Consider the following 20188-nt stretch of genomic DNA (forward strand, 5'->3'; position numbering starts at 1 on the left):
GGGTTGGAGAATGTTTCCGCTGCGTAGCTTGCCTCGCGCAGAACGCCTGCATCGCGCGCCCGGCAACTACGGTCAGCCGTTCCATTGACTGCCAGAGGCCGCCAGATAGCCTAGCGAGGGCGCTGCATCTTGCGGGGCCGGGCGGGATTTTCCGCTGAACTGTAGTTCGTCAGATCCGGATTTTCCCATGCTTTCCCTGCCGCATGTTTTCACGCGCCTGAAAGCCCTGCCGCTCGCCGCGATGGCCTCGATCCTGTCGGTCTCGTTCGCCTGCGCGCAGACGCCAGCAAGCGATACGGTCCGGATCGGCTATCAGAAGTCATCGACACTGACGGCGATCCTGAAGACCAATGGCGAGCTGGAGAAGGCGCTGGCGCCGCTCGGCGTGAAGATCAGCTGGCACGAATTCTCCAGCGGCCTGCCGCTGCTCGAGGCGATCAATACCGGCAATGTTGATTTCGGCGCCGACGTCGCCGACACCGTGCCGCTGTTCGCTCAGGCGGCTGGCGCGAAACTCGCCTACATCGCCGAGGAAGCGGCCTCGCCGGCCGCGCAGGCGATCCTGGTGCCGGCGGAATCGCCGATCAAGTCGCTGGCCGACCTCAAGGGGCGCAAGATTGCGGTGACCAAGGGCGCCGGCAGCCACTATCTGCTGCTCGCCGCGCTCGGCAAGGCCGGGCTGAATTTCAAGGACATCTCGCCGGCCTATCTGCCGCCGGCCGACGGCCGCATCGCCTTTGTCGGCGGCAACGTGCAGGCCTGGGTGGCGTGGGATCCGTTCCTCACCAGCGCGCTGAAGCAGTCCGGCGCCCGCGTGCTGGCCGATGGCGGCAACGGGCTCGCGAGCTACAAGCGCTACTACCTGTCGTCGGCCGCCTATGCCGAGCGGCGCAGCGACGTGCTGGGTGTGATCTATAAAAAGCTCGATGAGACCGGCACATGGGTCAAGGCGCAGCCGAAGGACGCCGCATCCCTGCTCGCCAGCCTGTGGGGCATCGATGCCGCGACCGTCGAGGAGGCCAACAGTCACCGCTCCTACCAGGTCGGCGCGGTCACGCTGCCGGGCCTTTCCGAGCAGCAGAAGATCGCTGACGCCTTCTTCGCCGAAGGCTTGATCCCGGTGAAGGTCGACGCCGCCGCCGCGAAACTCTGGTCGCCAAAGTAATTCAACGAACAACCTCTCCCTGAAAGACCCATCATGAAGATCGCCTCCGTCATCGCCGCGGCGCTCCTCGCCATGTTCGCGGCCGGCCTTGCTACTGCGCAGACCGCGCCCAAGACCGAAATCAAGATCGGCTTCGTGCCTGGCCCCTATATCGACGGCTTCAAGAAGGGCGTCGAGCCGGAGCTGAAGAAAAAGGGTTACTCGATCAAATACTTCGAGTTCTCGACCGGGCTCGAGGCCAACACCGCGGTGTTCGGCAACGACATCGACGCGAATGTGATGCAGCACACCGTGTTTCTGAACGCCTACAACCAGCGCCAGAAGACCGACCTCGCCGGCATCATCACGGTGCCGACCCCGCCGATGGGGTTGTATTCGAAGAAGTACGCCAAGGCCGATGCGGTGAAGAAGGGCATGACCGTGGTGGTGCCGAACGATCCGGTCAATTTGCAACGCGCGCTGTGGATCCTGCGCGATCTCGGCTGGATCGAGATCAAGGACAACAACCCGGTCGACGTCACCGAGCTCGACGTCATCAAGAACCCTGCCGGCATCAAGATCGTGCCGCTGGAAAACGCCCAGGCGCCGCGCGCGCTGGACGACGCCGACTTCGCCGCCGTGCAGGGCAATTTCGCGATCTACTCCGGGCTGAAGCTGACGGAGGCTTTTGCGCTGGAGAAGATGACGATGCCGTACAGCAACGTCGTCGCCGTGAAACGCGGCAATGTCGACGCGCCGTGGGCGAAGGGTATCGTCGAGGCCTACAAGTCCGACACGTTCAAGAACGCGATCCGCAGCGACAAGTTCTACGCCGGCTTCGTGCTGCCGGATTATTTCAACTAGGACGCTCTGTTCGACGTTGAAGGCGCTGCATACTCTGCCTCTTCCTTCTCCGCTTGTGGGAGAAGGTGGCACGGCCGAAGGCCGTGACGGATGAGGGGTTACTGGGCGACGGCATTTGTGGCGTCCCCTCACCCGTCTCGACCGCTTCGCGGTCGATCCACCCTCTCCCACAAGGGGAGAGGGAAGGAAGATAGCTCAGCTCCGCTCGACGCTGAGGCCGAACAGCGGTCGCAATTGCGTGCCCAGGATATTCCCGAGGAACGCTGCGACCAGCCAGAACCAGCCGTGCAGGCTGCCGGAGGCAATACCGGAGAAATACGCGCCGATGTTGCAGCCATAGGCGAGCCGCGCGCCGTAGCCGAGCAGCAGCCCGCCGAGGATCGCAGCCAGCAGCGAACGCGGTGCAATCTTCCATTGCGGACTGAACTTGCCGGCCAGGGCAGCGGCGAGCAACGCGCCGACCACGATGCCGAAATCCATCACCGAGGTGATGTCGGCGAACACGCTGTCCTTCAGCGACGCGGCACGCGCGCCCTGCCAGTACGGCCACGACGCGACATCGACGCCGGAGAACGCGGCGATCTTGGAGCCCCACAGCGCGAAAGCCGAAGTTATGCCCCACGGCCGGCCGGCGAGGTACAGCGTGGCGAAATTGCCGATCGCAAGTGCTATAGCGCCGGCCACCAGCGGCCACGGCCCCTCCAGGAAGCGGCGCCAGCCATGCACCTTCGACGGCGCGCCGCCGCGCAATTCGCCGTGGCGGCGCTTTTCCAGGAATACGGTGAGCGCGTAGATGCCGGCCATCGCGAGCAGGCTGAGCGCCAGCGCCGGCACCATGCCGAGCTTCTCGATCAGCGGCTGCGGCCCGATGTTCGGCTGCGCGGTCCACCATGGCAGGTGCCTGGCGCCGATCGTCGAGCCGGCGATGAACATCGCCAGCGTGACGAACATCCGGGTGTTGCCGCCGCCGGCGGTATACAGCGTGCCGGAGGCGCAGCCGCCGCCGAGCTGCATGCCGAGGCCAAACAGGAACGCGCCGGTCAGCATGCCGACGCCGACCGCGCCATATTCGCCGCGCACCGGCTGGCCGAACAGCGTGCCGTGGTCGAGCGCGGGGAAGAACAGCAGCACGGCGATCGCCAGCATGATCATCTGCGCGCGCAGCCCGGTGCCGCGGCGGTCGGAGATGAAGACGCGCCAGGCCGAGGTGAAGCCGAACAGCGCGTGATACAACGTCAGACCGAGCGCGCCGCCGAGCAGGTACAGCGCGCCCTGCCGCCACGCGAACACATAAGCCAGCGCCACCGCGCCGCCGGCCAGCAGCGCCAGCGCGATGGCGGTGACCTTTCCGTTGATGCCGAGGCCAACGGGCCGGCCGGACAACAGCGGGGCATCGACGGACATGTCGGTCATGGGGCAGGCCTTGCAGTGATTAGTATGATCGATAGATATACGATTGCGGCCTGCGATCAAGCGCGGAGAGGCTGGTCGTTCCACCTCCGCCCCCTAGCGAAGCTTCGCTCACGCGGGGCCGAGGCAAGAAGGAACCGCAGGCCTCTCCCCGTCATTGCGAGGAGCCCTTGCGACGAAGCAATCCAGTTTTTTCCGCGCGTGCGGCTTTCTGGATTGCCGCGTCGCTTTGCTAAGGGGAAAGCCAGAGGCATTCCTTGAGCTCGCAATGACGGCGGCGGGTACCGTAATTCAATCCCGCCGCCACAGCCTGACGGCAAACGCGCCGACCATGCCGGCCAGCACGAACCACGTCGCGGCATAGACCAGATGGTTGTTGGGCAGGCGGATCACGGTCAGCCCGCCGACCGGCACCGGCTGCGACGGATCCTCCGCGGCATCGATGAAATACGGCGCAACCTCACCGAGCCCCCGCGCTTGCGCGATCGCGGCTGTGTCGCGCGAGAACCAGCGGTCGGCTGCGGGGTCGTTGGCGCGCAGGAAGCCGCCTTTCGGCTCGGTGATGCGCAGCAGGCCGGTGATTTCGGCGCGCGGCGGCAGCGCCGGCAGCGCCGCCTTGTTGTCGGTGGGCACGAAACCGCGGTTGATCAGGACAATGAAGCCGGCGTCGGTGCGCAGCGGCGTCAGCAGCCAGTTTCCAGCCCCCTGCGCGGTGACGGCCTGCACCCGCGTATCCCTGTCGCGCAGCCACTCGCCCGAAGCGCGGACATGGCGGTAGGCGTCGGTGGCGGCGGAGATCGAGGGCCAGGCGGCGGGAGCGGGCGCATCGACCAGGGGCGCATCGACGCGCGCGTCGATCTGCGCGATCAGATCGAGCTTCCAGGCGCGGCGCTCGACCTGCCAGATGCCGAGCCCCAGCAGCAAGGCGGCGGCCAGCACCACGGTGCCGAACAGCAGATGGAATCGCAGCGGGCGTGGCGAAGGAGAGACGCCGTCGCCCGCGCGGCTCACGGCATGTTCTTCATGGCTTCCGGCGACATCGTCGGCATCATGTTGGTGTTGAGGTGGTACATGACCCACAACGAACCGGACAGCGCGATGACGATCACGATCACCGTGAAGATCATCGCCATCACGGTCCAGCCGCCCTCGGACTTCGAGTTCATGTGCAGGAAGTACACCATGTGCACGACAATCTGCACCAGCGCGAAGGCCATTACGATGAAAGCCGTGACCTGCTTGTTCTCGATCGTGCCGGACATCACCAGCCAGAACGGAATCGCCGTCAGGATCACCGACAGCACGAAGCCGACGATATAGTCGCGGCGCGAGCCATGCGCGGCGCCGTCGTCGTGATGCGTATCGCCGTGGGCTGCCGCGTTAGGCGTGTCGTGAGCGGTCATCGCAGCATTCCCAGCAAATAGACGAAGGTGAAGACGCCGATCCAGATCACGTCGAGGAAATGCCAGAACAGGCTGAGGCACATCAGGCGACGCTTGTTGGCCGGGATCAGGCCATGCTTGCCGACCTGCGCCATCAGCGTGCCCAGCCAGATCAGGCCGAAGGTGACGTGCAGGCCGTGGGTACCGACCAGCGTGAAGAACGCCGACAGGAAAGCGCTGCGCTGCGGCGTGGCGCCCTCGTGGATCAGGCTGTGGAACTCATGCAGTTCGATGCCGAGGAAGGCGAGGCCGAACAGGCCGGTCAATCCCAGCCAGATCAGCGACGACCGCTTGTCGTTCTCCTGCACCGACAGCATCGCAAAGCCGTAGGTGATCGACGAGAACAGCAGCATCGCGGTATTGAGCGCCACCAGTGGCAGTTCGAACAGGTCCTTCGGCGAAGGACCTGCGGCATAGTTGGCGCCGACCACGCCGTAGATCGCAAACAGCATCGCGAACAGCAGGCAATCGCTCATCAGATAGAGCCAGAACCCCAGCATCGTGCTGCCGCCCTCGGAGTGGTCCGCGTCGTCGCTCAGGTAGAACGACGGCACCGTGGTTTCGGCCTCGGGAAGAATGTTGGCTGTCGACATCGATCAGACTCCGGCCGTCAGCAGACGCGTGCGCGCATCTTCGGTCGCGATCACTTCCTCGACGGGGATGTGGTAATCGCGATGATAGTTGAAGGTGTGGTGGATGGCGACCGCCAGCAGAGCGACGAAGCTTAAGGCTGCCAGCCACCAGATGTACCAGATCAGGCCGACCGCCATCACCATGCTCAGCCCCGCCAGATAGACCCCGGTGGCGGTTCTCTTCGGCATGTGTATCGGCTTGAACCCGCTGGTCGGACGAACGTAGCCGCGCTTCTTCATGTCGGCGTAGCTGTCGCCGTCGTAGATCACCGGGGTGAACGCGAAGTTATAGTCCGGCGGCGGTGACGAGGTTGCCCATTCCAGCGTGCGGCCGTTCCAGGGATCGCCCGTGGTGTCGCGCAGCTTTTCGCGATTCCAGATCGAGACGGCGAACTGCATCAGCATGGCGCCGATACCGATCGCGATCATCACGGCGCCGATGGCGGCGACGATGAAGAAGATCTGGTACGACGGATCGTCGAAGTGGCGCAGGCGGCGCGTCACGCCCATCAGGCCGAGCACGTAGAGCGGCATGAAGGCGACGTAGAAGCCCGGCACCCAGAACCAGAACGAGATCTTGCCCCAGAACGGATCGAGCTTGAAGCCGAACGCCTTCGGGAACCAGTAGTTGACGCCGGCGAACAGGCCGAACAGCACGCCGCCGATGATCACGTTGTGGAAATGCGCGATCAGGAACAGCGAGTTGTGCAGCACGAAGTCGGCCGGCGGCACCGCGAGCAGAACGCCGGTCATGCCGCCGATCACGAAGGTGATCATGAACGCGATTGTCCACATCATCGGCAGTTCGAAGCGGATCCGGCCGCGATACATCGTGAACAGCCAGTTGAAGATCTTCGCGCCGGTCGGGATCGAGATCACCATCGTCGTGATGCCGAAGAACGAGTTGACGCTCGCCCCCGAGCCCATGGTGAAGAAGTGGTGCAGCCAGACCAGATACGACAGGATGGTGATGACGGCGGTGGCGTAGACCATCGAGGTATAGCCGAACAGGCGCTTGCCGGAGAAGGTCGAAACCACTTCCGAGAAGATGCCGAACGCCGGCAAAATCAGGATGTAAACCTCCGGATGGCCCCAGATCCAGATCAGGTTCACATACATCATCGGGTTGCCGCCGAGATCGTTGGTGAAGAAGTTGGTGCCGACGTAGCGATCCAGCGACAGCAGCGCGAGCACCGCGGTCAGCACCGGGAAGGACGCCACGATCAGGATGTTGGTGCACAGCGAGGTCCAGACGAAGATCGGCATCTTCATCATGCTCATGCTGGGTGCGCGCATCTTGACGATGGTGGCGATCAGGTTGACGCCGGACAATGTCGTGCCCACGCCCGCGACCTGCAGCGCCCATATGTAATAGTCGACGCCGACGTCCGGGCTGTAGCCGACCCCCGACAACGGCGGATAGGCCAGCCAGCCGGTGCGGGCAAATTCGCCGACGAACAGTGACATCATCACGATCAGCGCGCCGGCGACCGTCATCCAGAACGAGAAGTTGTTCAGGAACGGGAACGACACGTCGCGGGCGCCGATCTGCAGCGGCACGGCGAAGTTCATCAGGCCGGTGACGAACGGCATCGCCACGAAGAAGATCATGATCACGCCATGAGCGGTGAACACCTGGTCGTAATGGTGCGCGGGCAGGAAGCCGTCATTGGCGCCGAAGGCCATCGCCTGCTGGGCGCGCATCAAGAGAGCATCGGAAAAACCGCGCACCAGCATGACCAGCGCGAGAATGCAGTACATGATGCCGATCTTCTTGTGATCGACGGACGTGAACCACTCCCTCCAGAGGTAACCCCATAGCTTGAAGTAGGTCAGCGCGCCGAGCAGAACGATGCCGCCCACCATGACACCGATGAAAGTGACGAGCAGGATCGGATCATGCAGCGGGAAGGATTCCAGCGTGAGGCGGCCGAAGATCGGGCTGATCGCGAGAGCGGGGGTAGACATCATGAAAACCGTTTCGCAGGAGGTGTTAACTGGGCTCGCCGAGACGGGCGATGCTGAAGGGACGCAGACGCGGCAGGCCGGGTTTTGGCAGACCGACGCCGACCATGGCCGCAGGATCGCGCGGGTTGATCACCGGTGACGCCTGGGCATGGGTGGTGCCCATCGGCTCTTCGACGGTGCACAGCGTAGTCACGAAGGACGGTGCGGCGGCCAGCGGCGCATCGCGGCGGGCATATTTGTCCTTGGCCAGCGGCAGCGTGTTGTTGATGCTGGCCATGCCGCCGCCGCCCCGGACGTCGATCCGCATCATTTCGTCCTGGCACATCTTGCCGGGCTGGACGCACATGTTGAGCGCGGCATGGTAAAGGTCGGGGGGCACCGAGCTGAAATAGCGCGGCGGCTCGTTCTCGGAGGGCTCCTCCAGCTTCAGATAGCCGGCACGATCGAGCGCGGTGCCGTCCTTCTTGACCTTGGCGACCCACTTGTCGAAGTTTTCGACGCTCTGGCCGTAAAAGCGGAACTTCATGCCCGAGAAGCCGGCGCCGCTGTAATTGGCGGAGAAGCCGTCATAGTCGCCGGGCTTGTTGATGACGGCGTGCAGCTTGGTCTGCATCGCCGGCATCGCGTAGATCTGGCCTGCCAGCGCCGGCACGTAGAACGAGTTCATCACCGTACCCGAGGTGATCTGGAAATTGATCGGCCGGTTCACCGGGGCGGCGAGTTCGTTGACGGTGGCGATGCCGAGCTGCGGGTAGATGAACACCCACTTCCAGTCGAGCGCGACGACCTGCACCTGCAGCGGCTCCGTGCCGGGCTTCACAGGGTTGCCGGACGACACCCGGTCGAGTTGGCGATAGGGATCGAGCAGATGGGTGCCGGTCCAGGTGATGGCGCCGAGGCAGATGATGATCAGCAAGGGTGCTGCCCAGATCACCAGCTCGAGCTGGGTCGAGTGGTCCCAGTCCGGCTCGTAGCGCGCCTCGGTGTTCGCCGCGCGATACCGCCAGGCAAACAGCACAGTGAGCGCGATCACCGGAATGATGATAAGAAGCATCAGCCCGGTGGAAATCAGCAGCAGGTCGCGCTGTTGCGCGGCGATGTCGCCGGCCGGACGAAGCACGACCGCGTTGCAGCCGGACAACAATGCCACCAGCGGCAGGGCCGCTGCGACGCGAAGGATCGAGGTGCGGCTGAGCCGGCTGTATAGTGAAATGCGCATGGAATTTCGTTACACGCGGCTTCGCGGAGCGCACATTGGACATTTTGTCCAATCACTGTGGGCGCTCAAATCGCGTAGCGATCCTGCACAAGAATGCTCGCAGTCACCAATGCTCGCCGGCTTCATGAGAATTTTACGCAGGGAATGACCGACGTCATGAGCACTATGCCCACCGAAGTGACGACGATGGAACGCGATGCCAGGGGCATCAACGCGACGCACGGCGTGGTTGCGCCGGGCGAAATCGCCATTGGCGTGATCATCGGCCGAACCTCGGAGTTCTTCGACTTCTTCGTCTATGCGATCGCCTCGGTGCTGGTGTTTCCGAAACTGGTGTTTCCGAATACCGATCCCCTGATGGGGACGCTGTATTCCTTTGCCATCTTCGCGCTGGCCTTCATCGCCCGCCCGATCGGTTCGCTGATCTTCATCTGGGTCGACCGTGAGTACGGCCGCGGCATGAAGCTGACGATCGCCATATTCCTGCTCGGCGGCTCCACCGCCGCCGTCGCCTTCCTGCCCGGACACGCCCAGATCGGCGCCTGGTCGGGCATCATGCTGGCGCTGTTCCGGATCGGTCAGGGCGTGGCGTTGGGCGGCGCCTGGGACGGCCTGGCCTCGCTGCTGGCGCTGAACGCGCCGGAAGGCAAGCGCGGCTGGTATGCGATGATCCCGCAGCTCGGCGCGCCGATCGGCCTGATGATCGCCAGCGCGCTGTTCGCCTTCTTCCTCACCAGCCTGTCGGCGGCCGATTTCCTCGACTGGGGCTGGCGTTATCCGTTTTTCGTGGCCTTCGCGATCAACGTGGTCGCGCTGTTCGCCCGGCTGCGCATCGTATCGACCACGGAATACACCAACCTGTTCGAGAGCCGCGAATTGCAGCCCTCGCCGGTGATCGAGACCGTGCGCCACCAGGGCCGCAATGTGCTGATCGGCGCTTTTGCGCCGCTGGCGAGCTTTGCGCTGTTCCACATGGTCACGGTGTTCCCGCTGTCCTGGGTGTTCCTCTATACCAAGGAAGACCCGGTACGCTTCCTGATGATCGAGATCGTCGGCGCCGTATTCGGCATCCTGGCGATGTTTGCGTCCGGCTATATTGCCGACCGCATCGGCCGCCGTTCGCTGCTTGGCAGCTGCGCGGTGGCGATCGCCGTGTTCAGCGGTTTTGCCCCGCAATTGCTCGACGGCGGCACCGTCGGCGAAGTGGTCTTCATGGTCACCGGCTTCATCCTGCTCGGCTTCTCGTTCGGCCAGTCGTCCGGCGTGGTGTCGTCGAATTTCGGCACGACGTACCGCTACACCGGCTCGGCCCTGACGTCGGATCTTGCCTGGCTGGTCGGCGCCGGCTTCGCGCCGTTCGTCGCGCTGTATCTGGCCAACCATTTCGGGCTGCTGGCCGCCGGCGCCTATCTGCTGTCGGGCGCGCTGGCCACGCTGATCGCGCTCGGGATCAACAAGGAGCTCGCTCAGAAGAACTGAGCGCTGTCCCCTGGTAGAGGATCGACGACGCGCCGAGCTTCCCACGGCCATTCCGCACAGCGAACCCGCATGGCCCTACGCGCGGCTGCGGGTTGCGCCGTTCCCCGCTGTGCGCCATATGGTCCTTATCTGTCACAGAGTGCGCGCCATGGCCCATCCGATTCCCGAAGTCCTGCAAGCCTTTGCCCTGGGCGAAATGGTCGTGGTCACCGACGATGACGACCGCGAGGGCGAAGGCGACCTGATCGTCGCAGCCGCATTCTGCACCGCGGAGAAGATGGCCTTCATCATCCGCCATACCTCCGGCATCGTGTGCGCGCCGATCACCACCGAGGACGCCCGCCGCCTGCGGCTCGATCCGATGGTGATGAACAACGACTCGAACCACACCACCGCCTTTACCGTTTCGATCGACTACAAGCCCGACAACGGCACCGGGATCTCCGCCGACGAGCGCGCCTCCTGCTGCCGCGCGCTGGCCAATCCCAATGCCGGCGCCAATGATTTCTCGCGCCCCGGCCACATCTTTCCGCTGATCGCGCGGGAAGGTGGCGTGTTGATGCGCTCCGGCCATACCGAGGCCGCGGTCGATCTGTGCAAGCTTGCCAATCTGGCGCCGGTCGGCGTCATCAGCGAGCTGATGAACGATGACGGCACCGTGATGAAGGGTCAGCAGGTCGTCGATTTCGCGGCGAAGCATGGCCTCAAGCACGTCACCATCGCCGACATGATCGCCCATCGCCAGGCCCGTGAGAAACTCATCGAGCGCGTCTCCAGCTTTATCACCGACAGCCCGATCGGACCGCTGCAGGGCTATTCCTACCGCTCGCCGTTCGACCCGATCCATCACGTCGCCTTCGTCTACGGCCATGTCGGCGCAGGCAAGAACGTGCTGACCCGGTTTCACAAGCCCAACATCGTCAAGGACATATTCTTCGGCCCGAAGCATCTGCAGAGTGTGCTGGAGCACTTCAAGAAGGCCGGCAGCGGCGTGCTGGTCTATCTGCGCGATGGCGCTGCCGGCGTGCCGGTGACGCCGATCGATGCCCCGTCCTCGGCGGAGGCCGACCGTAACAAGCAGTGGCGCGAGATCGGCGTCGGCGCCCAGATCCTGCGCGATCTCGGCGTCACCTCGATCCGCAACCTGAGCTCATCGAGCCACGAATATATGGGCCTGTCCGGTTTCGGTATCGAGATCGTCTGCAACGAACAGCTTGATGGCGATACGCCAAAGACCTAAACTTGACGTCTTGCGCGCGGGTTCCGTATTCCGGTTTGCGACAGCAGGACGCGCCACTTCAATAGCCAGAAAATAACGATCTGAAAGGGATTTCGATGAGCGTGCGCCCCCAGACCAAGGACAGACCGGCCCCGACGCATTTCCAGTGGGACGACGCGTTCCTGCTCGACGACCAGCTCACCGAAGACGAGCGCATGATCCGCGACACCGCGCGCGCTTACGCCCAGGACAAGCTGCTGCCGCGCGTCTCGGACGCCTATTTGAATGAGCACACCGACCGCGAGATCTTCAACGAGATGGGCGAACTCGGCCTGATCGGCATCACGTTGCCGGAAGATTATGGCTGCGCCAATGCCTCTTACGTCGCCTACGGCCTCGTCGCCCGCGAGATCGAGCGCGTCGATTCCGGCTACCGCTCGATGAACTCGGTGCAGTCGTCGCTGGTGATGTACCCGATCTACGCCTATGGCGACGAAGCCCAGCGCAAGAAGTACCTGCCCAAGCTCGCCTCCGGCGAGTGGGTCGGCTGCTTCGGCCTGACCGAGCCCGATGCCGGCTCGGATCCCGGCGGCATGAAGACCCGCGCCGAGAAGTGCGCAGATGGCTACCGCATCACCGGCTCCAAGATGTGGATCTCGAACGCGCCGATCGCCGACGTGTTCGTGGTGTGGGCGAAGTCGGCCGAACACAACAACCAGATCCGCGGCTTCATCCTCGAGAAGGGCATGAAGGGCCTCACCGCGCCGAAGATCGGCGGCAAGCTCTCCTTGCGCGCCTCGATCACCGGCGAGATCGTGATGGACGGCGTGGTGGTCGGCGAGGAAGCGCTGCTGCCCAACGTCTCCGGCCTGAAGGGCCCGTTCGGCTGCCTCAACCGTGCCCGCTACGGCATCTCCTGGGGCGTGCTCGGCGCCGCCGAGGACTGCATGGCGCGTGCCCGCCAGTACACGCTGGACCGCAAGCAGTTCAATCGCCCGCTCGCTGCCACGCAATTGGTGCAGAAGAAGCTCGCCGACATGCTGACCGAAATCTCGCTCGGCCTGCAGGGTTCGTTACGCGTCGGCCGGCTGATGGACGAGGGCAACTTCCACCCCGACATGATCTCGGTAGTGAAGCGCAACAACTGCGGCAAGTCGCTGGACATCGCGCGGATGGCCCGCGACATGCACGGCGGCAACGGCATCCAGGTCGAATACCATGTCATGCGCCACGCCCAGAACCTCGAGACGGTGAACACTTACGAGGGCACGCATGACGTCCACGCGCTGATCCTCGGCCGCGCCATCACCGGCATCCAGGCGTTCGGCTAGCGCTCTTGCTAACCCTCCCGCCGTGCGAAGCGAAGCTTCGCTAGGCGGGGAGGGTGGCTCATCGTGAGCGAAGCGAACGAAGAGCCGGGTGGGGGGTGCCCCACACTCCGACAGCGCGTGGGGCACCCCCACCCCGGCCTATCGGCCGACCCTCCCCGCAAGGGGGAGGGGAGCCTCACCTACGGCGCAAACAACATGAGCGACAACGACGACGTCCCGTTTAACCGCGATTATCCGCTGGTCCCCGGCGTCGTCGATCATGTCCGCCCCGGCGTGCGTCGCATCCTGTGCAACAATCCGTCGCCATTCACCTTCTCCGGCACCAACAGCTACATCGTGGGCGAAGGCAACGTCGCGATCATCGATCCCGGCCCGCGCAACGAGGCGCATCTGCAGGCGTTGCTCGATGCGGTGCGCGGCGAGACCGTCACCCACATCTTCGTCACCCACACCCACAATGACCATTCGCCGAACACCGCGGCCCTCAAGGCCGCGACCGGGGCCAAGGTCTATGCCGAAGGCCCACACCGCGCGTCACGGCCGCGCCACGAGAGCGAGCAGCATTCGCCGGAATCCGGCGCCGACCGCGACTTCATGCCCGACGTGCAATTGTCGGACGGCGACGTCGTCGAGGGCGATGGCTGGGCGCTCGAGGCGGTGGCGACGCCGGGCCACACCGCCAATCACATGGCCTTTTCCTGGCGCGAGCGCGGCTACCTGTTCGTCGCCGATCACGTGATGGGCTGGTCGACCTCGATCGTGGCGCCGCCGGACGGCTCGATGGTCGATTACATGGCCTCGCTCGACCGGCTCGCGGCGCGCCCGGAACAGCTGTACTTCTCCGGCCACGGCCCAGAAATTCCCGACGCGCCCCGCTTCGTCCGCTTCCTGATCCGCCATCGCCGCGCCCGCGAAGCCTCGATCCTGCATCGCCTGGCGAAAGGCGAGGCCGACATCCCCACTTTGGTCCGCGCGATCTACATCGGCATCGACCCGCGGCTGACGGGGGCGGCGGGCTATTCCGTGCTGGCGCATCTGGAAGATTTGGTCGCACGCGGCATCGTGGCGACCGATGGCGACGCGGTGATATCAGGCAGCTACCGGATGGCGACCTGAAACTGTCATTCCGGGGCGCGAGCGCACCAGCGCGAGCGAGCCCGGAATCCCGACATGTTCAGCGCAAAACATTCCGAGGTTCCGGGTCTCCGTCAGCCGGCTTCGCCGTCTGACGGATCCCGGAATGACAGTGTGTGGAGGCGCTACTTCTTCACCGCGCCCTTCGGTGCCGCCTTCGCGGGTGCCGCGGCCTTCTTCGGCGCCGGCGTGTTTTCCGCCGCGGTGTTGATGTCCTCGATCAGCTTGGCTACCCGCGAGGCGTTGCTGCCGAGGTCGCCTTCGAAATAGCGCGACGAGGAGCGGATATCGACGCGCGAGCCTTCGCCGTCGGGCGTGACGCGGATCGTGACGTCCTCGCGAAAGCCCATGATCGGCGTGCGTGCCACCGCCTCGATGCGGCCGATGCGGCGCGGCGGCTGCGGCGGGCGCTCGTCGATGATCAGCCATTTGCGCTTGGTGACGAGCGCATGGGTGACGTCATAGGCGCGCTGCACGTTGATATCGAGATCGACCGGCTCGATCCCGGGCCAGGTGGCGCGCTGCAATTCGGCGGAATACAGCCCGGCATAGACCGCGGTATTGGCGCCGTCGCCGGTGCGCAGCCGCGCCAGCGCCTCGAAGCGCGGCGGATCGATCGGATCGGTGGTGATGTCGTGGATCGCCGGCAGCTTGCGGTATTGCCAGCCGAGATAGGCGGGGTAGGCGAGGATCACCACGTCGAGCGCCAGCGCGAACAGGATCCGGCTCATGCCGCGCGAGCCGTTGATCCAGATCGCGACGAAGCCGGCCAGCGCCACCAGGATCGACAGCGCGGCAAAGCCCAATGAGCCCAGAAACGTCGCCAGCGCCGGCTTCACGTCGAGGAAGCCGAACCGCACGATGAGGATCGAGCACAAAGCGGCAACCGCGGAAAAAACCGCCAGCCGCCGCGCCCATGCCGCTAGGGCGGACACCGGTTCCGACTGGTAGGCGGCGGAAAACCTGCGGGCCATCGCGAACTCTGCCGAAAAGGGGCGCCCGGGGCGGGCGGCATCAGCCCGCTTGAGACCATGACGGGCCATGAAATTCAAGGGACTTTGGCGCGCCGCCGCGATCGGCTAAACACCACAGGCGGCCTGTCACCTCTCCGAACGTAACCGAGACGAGGAGCGCCGCAGGGAGTGTCCATGCTGGTGGAAACCGCCGACTACGCCGCGCTGTGCCGCGATTTCCGATGGGCCGTGCCGGAGCGCTTCAACATCGCCAGTGCCGCCTGCGACCGCCATGCCGACGGCTCGAGCCGCCTCGCGCTGATCTTTGTCGATGAGCACGGCACTCCGTCGCGTTACTCCTTCGACCAGATGCAATCCTTCTCGCGCCGCTTCGCCAACGTGCTGAAGGCGGACGGTCTCACCCGCGGCGACCGCGTTGCGGTGTTCCTGTCGCAGTCGGTGGAACTGCCGATCGTGCATCTCGCTGCGTTCCGCTCCGGCCTGGTGTCGGTGCCGCTGTTCACATTGTTCGGCGAGGACGCGCTCGAATTCCGGCTCGCCAATTCCGGCGCCCGCGCGGTGGTCACCGATGCCGCGGGCTGGGAGAAACTGGCGAAGATACGTGATCGGCTGCGGCTGCTCGAACAGGTCTATGTGATCGGCGACGCGCCGGCCGGCACAAAATCGTTCTGGGCGTCGATCGATGTGGCGTCGGAGGATTTCGCCACCATCGACACGTCCTGCGACGATCCCGCCATCATCATCTACACCTCCGGCACGACAGGCAATCCGAAGGGCGCGCTGCATGCGCACCGCGTACTGCTCGGCCATTTGCCCAATGTCGAGATGGTGCACGGCTTCTTCCCGAAACCCGGCGACGTCTACTGGACGCCGGCGGACTGGGCGTGGATCGGCGGGCTGTTCGATGCGCTGTTTCCGGCCTGGTACCACGGCGTGCCGGTTGTCGGGCACCGCGCGAAGAAGTTCGAGCCGCAGGCCGCGATGCAGTTGATGGCGGACCACGGCGTGCGCAACGTGTTCCTGCCGCCGACCGCGCTGAAGCTGATGCGGCAGGCCGACGTCAAGCATCCGGGCGTGCGGTTGCGCAGCATGCTGACCGGCGGCGAGTCGCTCGGTGCCGAATTGCTCGGCTGGGTGCGCGCCACCTTCGGCATCGATGCCCACGAGATCTACGGCCAGACCGAATGCAATCTGGTGGTCGGCAACAATGCAAAGCTGTTTCCGATCCGCCCGGGATCGATGGGCAAGGCGACGCCGGGCTTCGACGTGCGCATCGTCAGCGAAACCGGCGAAGAGCTGCCGCGCGGCAACCGCGGCATCATCGGCGTGCGCCAGCCCAATCCCTGCACCATGCTCGGCTACTGGCAGAACGAGGAGGGCACCGCGAAGAAATTTGCCGGCGAATTCCTGCTGACCGGCGATCTCGGCGTGCAGGATGACGACGGTTACTTCTGGTACGTCAGCCGCGAGGACGATGTCATTACCTCGGCCGGCTATCGCATCGGTCCTTCCGAGATCGAGCACACGCTGCTGAAGCATCCCGCGGTCGCCAATGCCGCGGTGGTCGGCGTGCGCGATCCGATCCGCACCGAGGCCATCAAGGCCTGGATCGTGCTGCGCCCCGGCTTTGCGGCCGGCGACGAGCTGGCGCGCCAGATCCAGGATTTCGTGAAAGTGCAGCTCGCCGCCCACGAATATCCGCGCCACGTTCAGTTCGCCGACAGCCTGCCGATGACCGCGACCGGCAAGGTGCTGCGCCGCGAGCTGCGGGCGCTCGGCTGATTTGATTTAGATCATGACGCGGTGGCGACGTCTGGCGTGAACTGCGAACAACGCGGGAGGACGGACCATGACATCCATCTCGGGAAAAATCGATCCTGTGGTGCGGCGCGTCAGCGTCGCCGATATTGCGGAGTCGCTCGGCCAGGGGCTGCGCGATTTCCAGGCCGCGCCGTTGTTCGGTCTGGCCTTCGCCGGGCTTTACGTCGCCGGCGGCATCCTGATCCTGCTCAGCCTGACCGCGTTCGGCATGGTGTACCTGGCCTATCCGCTGGCGGCGGGCTTCGCGCTGCTCGGGCCGTTCGTCGCGGTCGGCCTGTACGAAGTGAGCCGGCAGCGCGAGGCCGGAGAGGCGCCGTCGATGCGCGGCATCTGGGCTACCATCCGGGCCCGCCGGGAAATCGGCTGGATGGCCTTCGTCACGCTGTTCGTCTTTCTGGTGTGGATGTATCAAGTCCGCCTGCTGATCGCGGTGCTGCTCGGTCTGCATGCCTCGTTCTCCAGCCTGCCCGAATTCATCACGGCGGTGCTGACCACCAATGAAGGCCTGGTATTTCTCGCGCTCGGCAATTTGATCGGTGCAGCCTTGTCGCTGGTTCTGTTCTCGCTGACGGTGGTGTCGTTCCCGCTGCTGCTGGACCGCGACGTCGACGCGGTGACCGCGATGATCACCAGCGTGCGGGCGGTGGTGATGAGCCCGCTGCCGATGATCGGCTGGGCGGCCGTCATCGTGGTGCTGCTGGCGGTGTCGTCTCTGCCGTATTTTCTAGGGCTACTGGTGACCCTGCCGGTGCTCGGCCATGCCACCTGGCATCTGTTCCGACGCATCGTCGTGCCGCTCGGGCCCGGCGAGGATGCGGCGCCGCTGCCGACCTTGCGATCGCCGGCGCCGGGCTAGATCGTTACTTCCCCTTTCCCCCGGCGCCGCGCAGCGGCGTTGGCGGGAGAGCGGAAAGAAAGAGCAGCTCTGCTAGATCAGCCCGCGTTGCTTCAGCGTCACCTCGATCTCGGAGAACACCCGCGCCAGTCGCTCCGCCCATTGCGTCTCGCCGGCGGCATCGGAGATCAGATCCTGCCGGATTTCGATGCCGGTGTTCAGCAGCCCGCGCCGTTCGCCGTGCACCGGGATCGTATAGTCGGTGTCGTCGCTCACGGCATAGGGCTGGTTGTCGCCGACCACCAGCCCCGGCTCGGCGCGTAAGCCCTGCAGCACCAGCGGCGGCAGCACCCGGTCGTGTTGATACAGCGTGCCGATGTGCCATGGCCGGGCGATCCCGGCATAGGAAGGCGTGAAGCTGTGCAGCGACACCAGCACCGTCGGCTGGCCCGCCTGCAGCCGCGCGTCGATCACCGCGTCGATGCGCTGATGGTAAGGATCGAAGATCAGCCGGCGCCGACTCTGCGCGGCGGCCGCGTCGAGACCCTCATTGCCGGGCACCGTCGTGGCTTCGGAAATCAGCGGGATCGACGATGCCGCCTCTGGCGGCCGGTTGCAGTCGATCACCAGCCGCGAATAGCGCTGCGCCACCAGATGGGCGTCCAGCGCAGACGACATCCGCTCCGCGACGCCGGCGATGCCGATATCCCAGCCGATGTGGCGCTGGCGCTCGGCATCGGAGAGGCCGAGGTCGCCGAGCATCTGCGGGATCAGCCGGCCATAGTGATCGCAGGTCAGCAGGAAGGGCGATCGTCCCGCGGCGTTTTGTTCCCAAACCGGTGGAACATCATGGGTTCCGAAACGTAGTGATGTGTCGCTTGCGCGGTTCAAAGCGGTTTTCCCTCATCATTGCCTATTGAGGCAGCAATCTGGCCTGTCAATCAGCAGCGACCGGTATAGATTTGCCTGTACAAAGTCACGACATGAATGATTCAACGATGCCGCTGCTGACCATCCACCACAAGACCGAATACCGCTATTCACATCCGGTGGCGTTCGGCGAGCATCGCATCATGCTGCGCCCGCGCGACGGCCACGATCTGCGCATGTTGACCGGCAAGCTCGAGATCACGCCGGAGCCGATGACGCTGCGCTACATCCATGACGTGTTCGGCAATTCCGTCGCCATCGCTACCTTTGACGAGCGGGCCCGAAAACTGACCTTCACCTCGACGGCGACCATTGAGCACATGCCGGCCGACGAATTCGCGCTGACGTCCGATGACGAGGCGTACTTCTATCCCTTCAAATACAATTCCGACGAATTGCCCGATTTGCAGGAATTCATCCGCCCGCAATATGGCGATCCCGATGGCGAGCTGTCCTACTGGGCGCGCGAGTTCCTCGATCCCCAGGGCCCGACGCCGACCTTCCACATCCTCAGCGGCATGACCCACGGCATCCGCGCGCAGTTCAAATACCGCAAGCGCTACGAACACGGCACCCAGCACCCGCTCGATACGCTGCAGACGAAGTCCGGCACCTGCCGCGATTTCGCGCTATTCATGATCGAGGCGTGCCGAAGGCTCGGCATCGCCGCGCGCTTCGTCTCGGGCTATCTGTTCATCCATGGCGATCGCCAGCACGGCTATGTCGGCGGCGGCTCCACGCATGCCTGGGTGCAGGTCTATCTTCCCGCCGCGGGCTGGATCGAATTCGATCCGACCAACGGCATCGTCGGCAGCCGCGATCTCATTCGCGTCGCGGTGGCGCGCGATCCGCGCCAGGCCATTTCGCTGCACGGCACCTATCTCGGTTCGGCTGATGCCTTCCTCGGCATGGATGTCAGTATCAATGTCGTCTCCGCCGGCGAAGATGCAAAGGTATAGGATATTATGGAAATCAGGGTCGGCTTCGAGATCACCTATTTTGCGATCAACCCGACGCCGATGGTGACGATGCTCAGCATCCACCCGTCGCGCTATGGCGACATCGATGGCACCGAGAGCATCACCACCACGCCGGACGTGCCGATCACCTATTATCGCGACAGTTTCGGCAATGTCTGCGGTCGCCTGGTCGCGCCGGCCGGCGGCATCACCTTTCACGGCAACACGCTGGTGCGCGATTCCGGCAAGCCCGATCAGGTCGTGCCCTCGGCGCAGCAATTGCCGATCGACCAGCTGCCCGACGAATGCCTGCTGTATCTGATGGCGAGCCGCTATTGCGAGACCGATAAGCTGACCGACGTGGCGTGGTCATTGTTCGGCAACACCGAGCCCGGCTGGGCGCGCGTGCAGACCATCATCGCGTTCGTACATAATCATGTGAAGTTCGGCTACGAGCACGCGCATCACATGAAGTCGGCGCATGACGTCTACGAGCAGGGCAACGGCGTGTGCCGCGACTACGCGCATCTGGCGCTGACCTTCTGCCGCTGCATGGGCATCCCGGCGCGCTACTGCACCGGCTACATGGGCGACATCGGGATTCCCTATGACGGCTCGGTGATGGATTTCTCCGGCTGGTTCGAAGTTTATCTCTCGGGCCGCTGGTACACCTGCGACGCCCGCCACAACAAGCCGCGGATCGGCCGCATCCTGATGGGCACGGGCCGCGACGCCGCCGACGTGGCGCTGACCACCAGCTTCGGCCGCATGGACCTCGTCAAGTTCTTCGTCATCTCCGACGAGATCAAGCACCAGCCGGCGTAGGG

At 64.5% G+C, this 20188-nt stretch carries 18 protein-coding genes; 10 read left to right on the top strand and 8 right to left on the bottom strand.

What is annotated here, in order from left to right:
- The first annotated feature begins 241 nt into the window (after positions 1-241).
- A complete protein-coding gene (locus tag FNL56_RS06340) occupies positions 242-1165 on the top strand; it encodes an aliphatic sulfonate ABC transporter substrate-binding protein (RefSeq protein ID WP_210245514.1) in 924 nt (307 codons plus the stop codon).
- 33 nt (positions 1166-1198) lie between these two features.
- Complete coding sequence (locus FNL56_RS06345; protein WP_143572003.1) at positions 1199-2008, top strand: MetQ/NlpA family ABC transporter substrate-binding protein; 810 nt, start codon at positions 1199-1201, stop codon at positions 2006-2008.
- A gap of 195 nt (positions 2009-2203) precedes the next feature.
- Here FNL56_RS06345 and FNL56_RS06350 read toward each other — a convergent pair whose 3' ends face one another.
- The 6 genes from FNL56_RS06350 to cyoA form a co-directional block, all read right to left on the bottom strand.
- A complete protein-coding gene (locus FNL56_RS06350) occupies positions 2204-3421 on the bottom strand; it encodes a YeeE/YedE family protein (RefSeq protein WP_143581840.1) in 1218 nt (405 codons plus the stop codon).
- 288 nt (positions 3422-3709) lie between these two features.
- The gene (locus FNL56_RS06355; RefSeq protein ID WP_143572005.1) at positions 3710-4429 is read right to left on the bottom strand and encodes an SURF1 family protein; all 720 of its coding nucleotides are present in this window, start codon (positions 4427-4429) and stop codon (positions 3710-3712) included.
- The gene (cyoD, locus tag FNL56_RS06360) at positions 4426-4821 is read right to left on the bottom strand and encodes a cytochrome o ubiquinol oxidase subunit IV (protein WP_143572006.1); all 396 of its coding nucleotides are present in this window, start codon (positions 4819-4821) and stop codon (positions 4426-4428) included. Before cyoD ends, FNL56_RS06355 begins: the two co-directional genes overlap by 4 nt.
- Entirely contained in the window at positions 4818-5453 is a 636-nt protein-coding gene (gene cyoC / locus FNL56_RS06365) for a cytochrome o ubiquinol oxidase subunit III (protein WP_143572007.1), read from the bottom strand. Before cyoC ends, cyoD begins: the two co-directional genes overlap by 4 nt.
- A 3-nt stretch (positions 5454-5456) precedes the next feature.
- Positions 5457-7463, bottom strand: a complete 2007-nt coding sequence (gene cyoB, locus FNL56_RS06370) for a cytochrome o ubiquinol oxidase subunit I (protein ID WP_143572008.1) — start codon at positions 7461-7463, stop codon at positions 5457-5459.
- Positions 7464-7485: 22 nt separating this feature from the next.
- Positions 7486-8679: a ubiquinol oxidase subunit II gene (gene cyoA, locus FNL56_RS06375; RefSeq protein WP_143572009.1), complete on the bottom strand. Its 1194-nt coding sequence runs from the start codon at positions 8677-8679 to the stop codon at positions 7486-7488.
- A gap of 165 nt (positions 8680-8844) precedes the next feature.
- On the opposite strand from cyoA, the gene FNL56_RS06380 reads away from it, so the two are divergent.
- The 4 genes from FNL56_RS06380 to FNL56_RS06395 all read left to right on the top strand — a co-directional run bounded on the left by FNL56_RS06380 (position 8845) and on the right by FNL56_RS06395 (position 13824).
- Positions 8845-10158: an MFS transporter gene (locus tag FNL56_RS06380; RefSeq protein WP_210245515.1), complete on the top strand. Its 1314-nt coding sequence runs from the start codon at positions 8845-8847 to the stop codon at positions 10156-10158.
- A 148-nt stretch (positions 10159-10306) separates the two neighbouring features.
- Positions 10307-11398, top strand: a complete 1092-nt coding sequence (ribB, locus tag FNL56_RS06385) for a 3,4-dihydroxy-2-butanone-4-phosphate synthase (protein WP_143581841.1) — start codon at positions 10307-10309, stop codon at positions 11396-11398.
- 95 nt (positions 11399-11493) lie between these two features.
- A complete protein-coding gene (locus tag FNL56_RS06390) occupies positions 11494-12708 on the top strand; it encodes an acyl-CoA dehydrogenase (protein WP_143572012.1) in 1215 nt (404 codons plus the stop codon).
- 195 nt (positions 12709-12903) lie between these two features.
- Positions 12904-13824 (top strand): MBL fold metallo-hydrolase, encoded by a 921-nt coding sequence (locus tag FNL56_RS06395; RefSeq protein WP_143581842.1) that lies wholly within the window; start codon positions 12904-12906, stop codon positions 13822-13824.
- 143 nt (positions 13825-13967) lie between these two features.
- Here the strand turns inward: FNL56_RS06395 and FNL56_RS06400 are convergent, their stop codons facing one another.
- Entirely contained in the window at positions 13968-14816 is an 849-nt protein-coding gene (locus tag FNL56_RS06400) for a DUF1499 domain-containing protein (RefSeq protein WP_143572014.1), read from the bottom strand.
- A gap of 174 nt (positions 14817-14990) precedes the next feature.
- Here FNL56_RS06400 and FNL56_RS06405 point away from each other — a divergent pair, with 174 nt between their 5' ends.
- A complete protein-coding gene (locus FNL56_RS06405; RefSeq protein ID WP_143581843.1) occupies positions 14991-16598 on the top strand; it encodes an acyl-CoA synthetase in 1608 nt (535 codons plus the stop codon).
- Between the two features lie 67 nt (positions 16599-16665).
- Positions 16666-17493 (top strand): DUF2189 domain-containing protein, encoded by an 828-nt coding sequence (locus FNL56_RS06410; RefSeq protein ID WP_143577614.1) that lies wholly within the window; start codon positions 16666-16668, stop codon positions 17491-17493.
- A 72-nt stretch (positions 17494-17565) separates the two neighbouring features.
- On the opposite strand, the gene FNL56_RS06415 is transcribed toward FNL56_RS06410, so the two are convergent.
- Positions 17566-18363, bottom strand: a complete 798-nt coding sequence (locus FNL56_RS06415; RefSeq protein ID WP_143572017.1) for an N-formylglutamate amidohydrolase — start codon at positions 18361-18363, stop codon at positions 17566-17568.
- Positions 18364-18470: 107 nt separating this feature from the next.
- Here FNL56_RS06415 and FNL56_RS06420 point away from each other — a divergent pair, with 107 nt between their 5' ends.
- Together FNL56_RS06420 and FNL56_RS06425 are read left to right on the top strand one after the other, a co-directional pair.
- Complete coding sequence (locus FNL56_RS06420; RefSeq protein WP_143576054.1) at positions 18471-19361, top strand: transglutaminase family protein; 891 nt, start codon at positions 18471-18473, stop codon at positions 19359-19361.
- 6 nt (positions 19362-19367) lie between these two features.
- Positions 19368-20186 carry a transglutaminase-like domain-containing protein gene (locus tag FNL56_RS06425; RefSeq protein ID WP_143572018.1) on the top strand — a complete coding sequence of 273 codons (819 nt, stop codon included), beginning with the start codon at positions 19368-19370 and terminating at the stop codon, positions 20184-20186.
- Positions 20187-20188 lie beyond the last annotated feature (2 nt).

Origin of the sequence: Tardiphaga sp. vice304 (assembly GCF_007018905.1) — a bacterium.
In the GTDB taxonomy this organism is placed as follows: domain Bacteria; phylum Pseudomonadota; class Alphaproteobacteria; order Rhizobiales; family Xanthobacteraceae; genus Tardiphaga.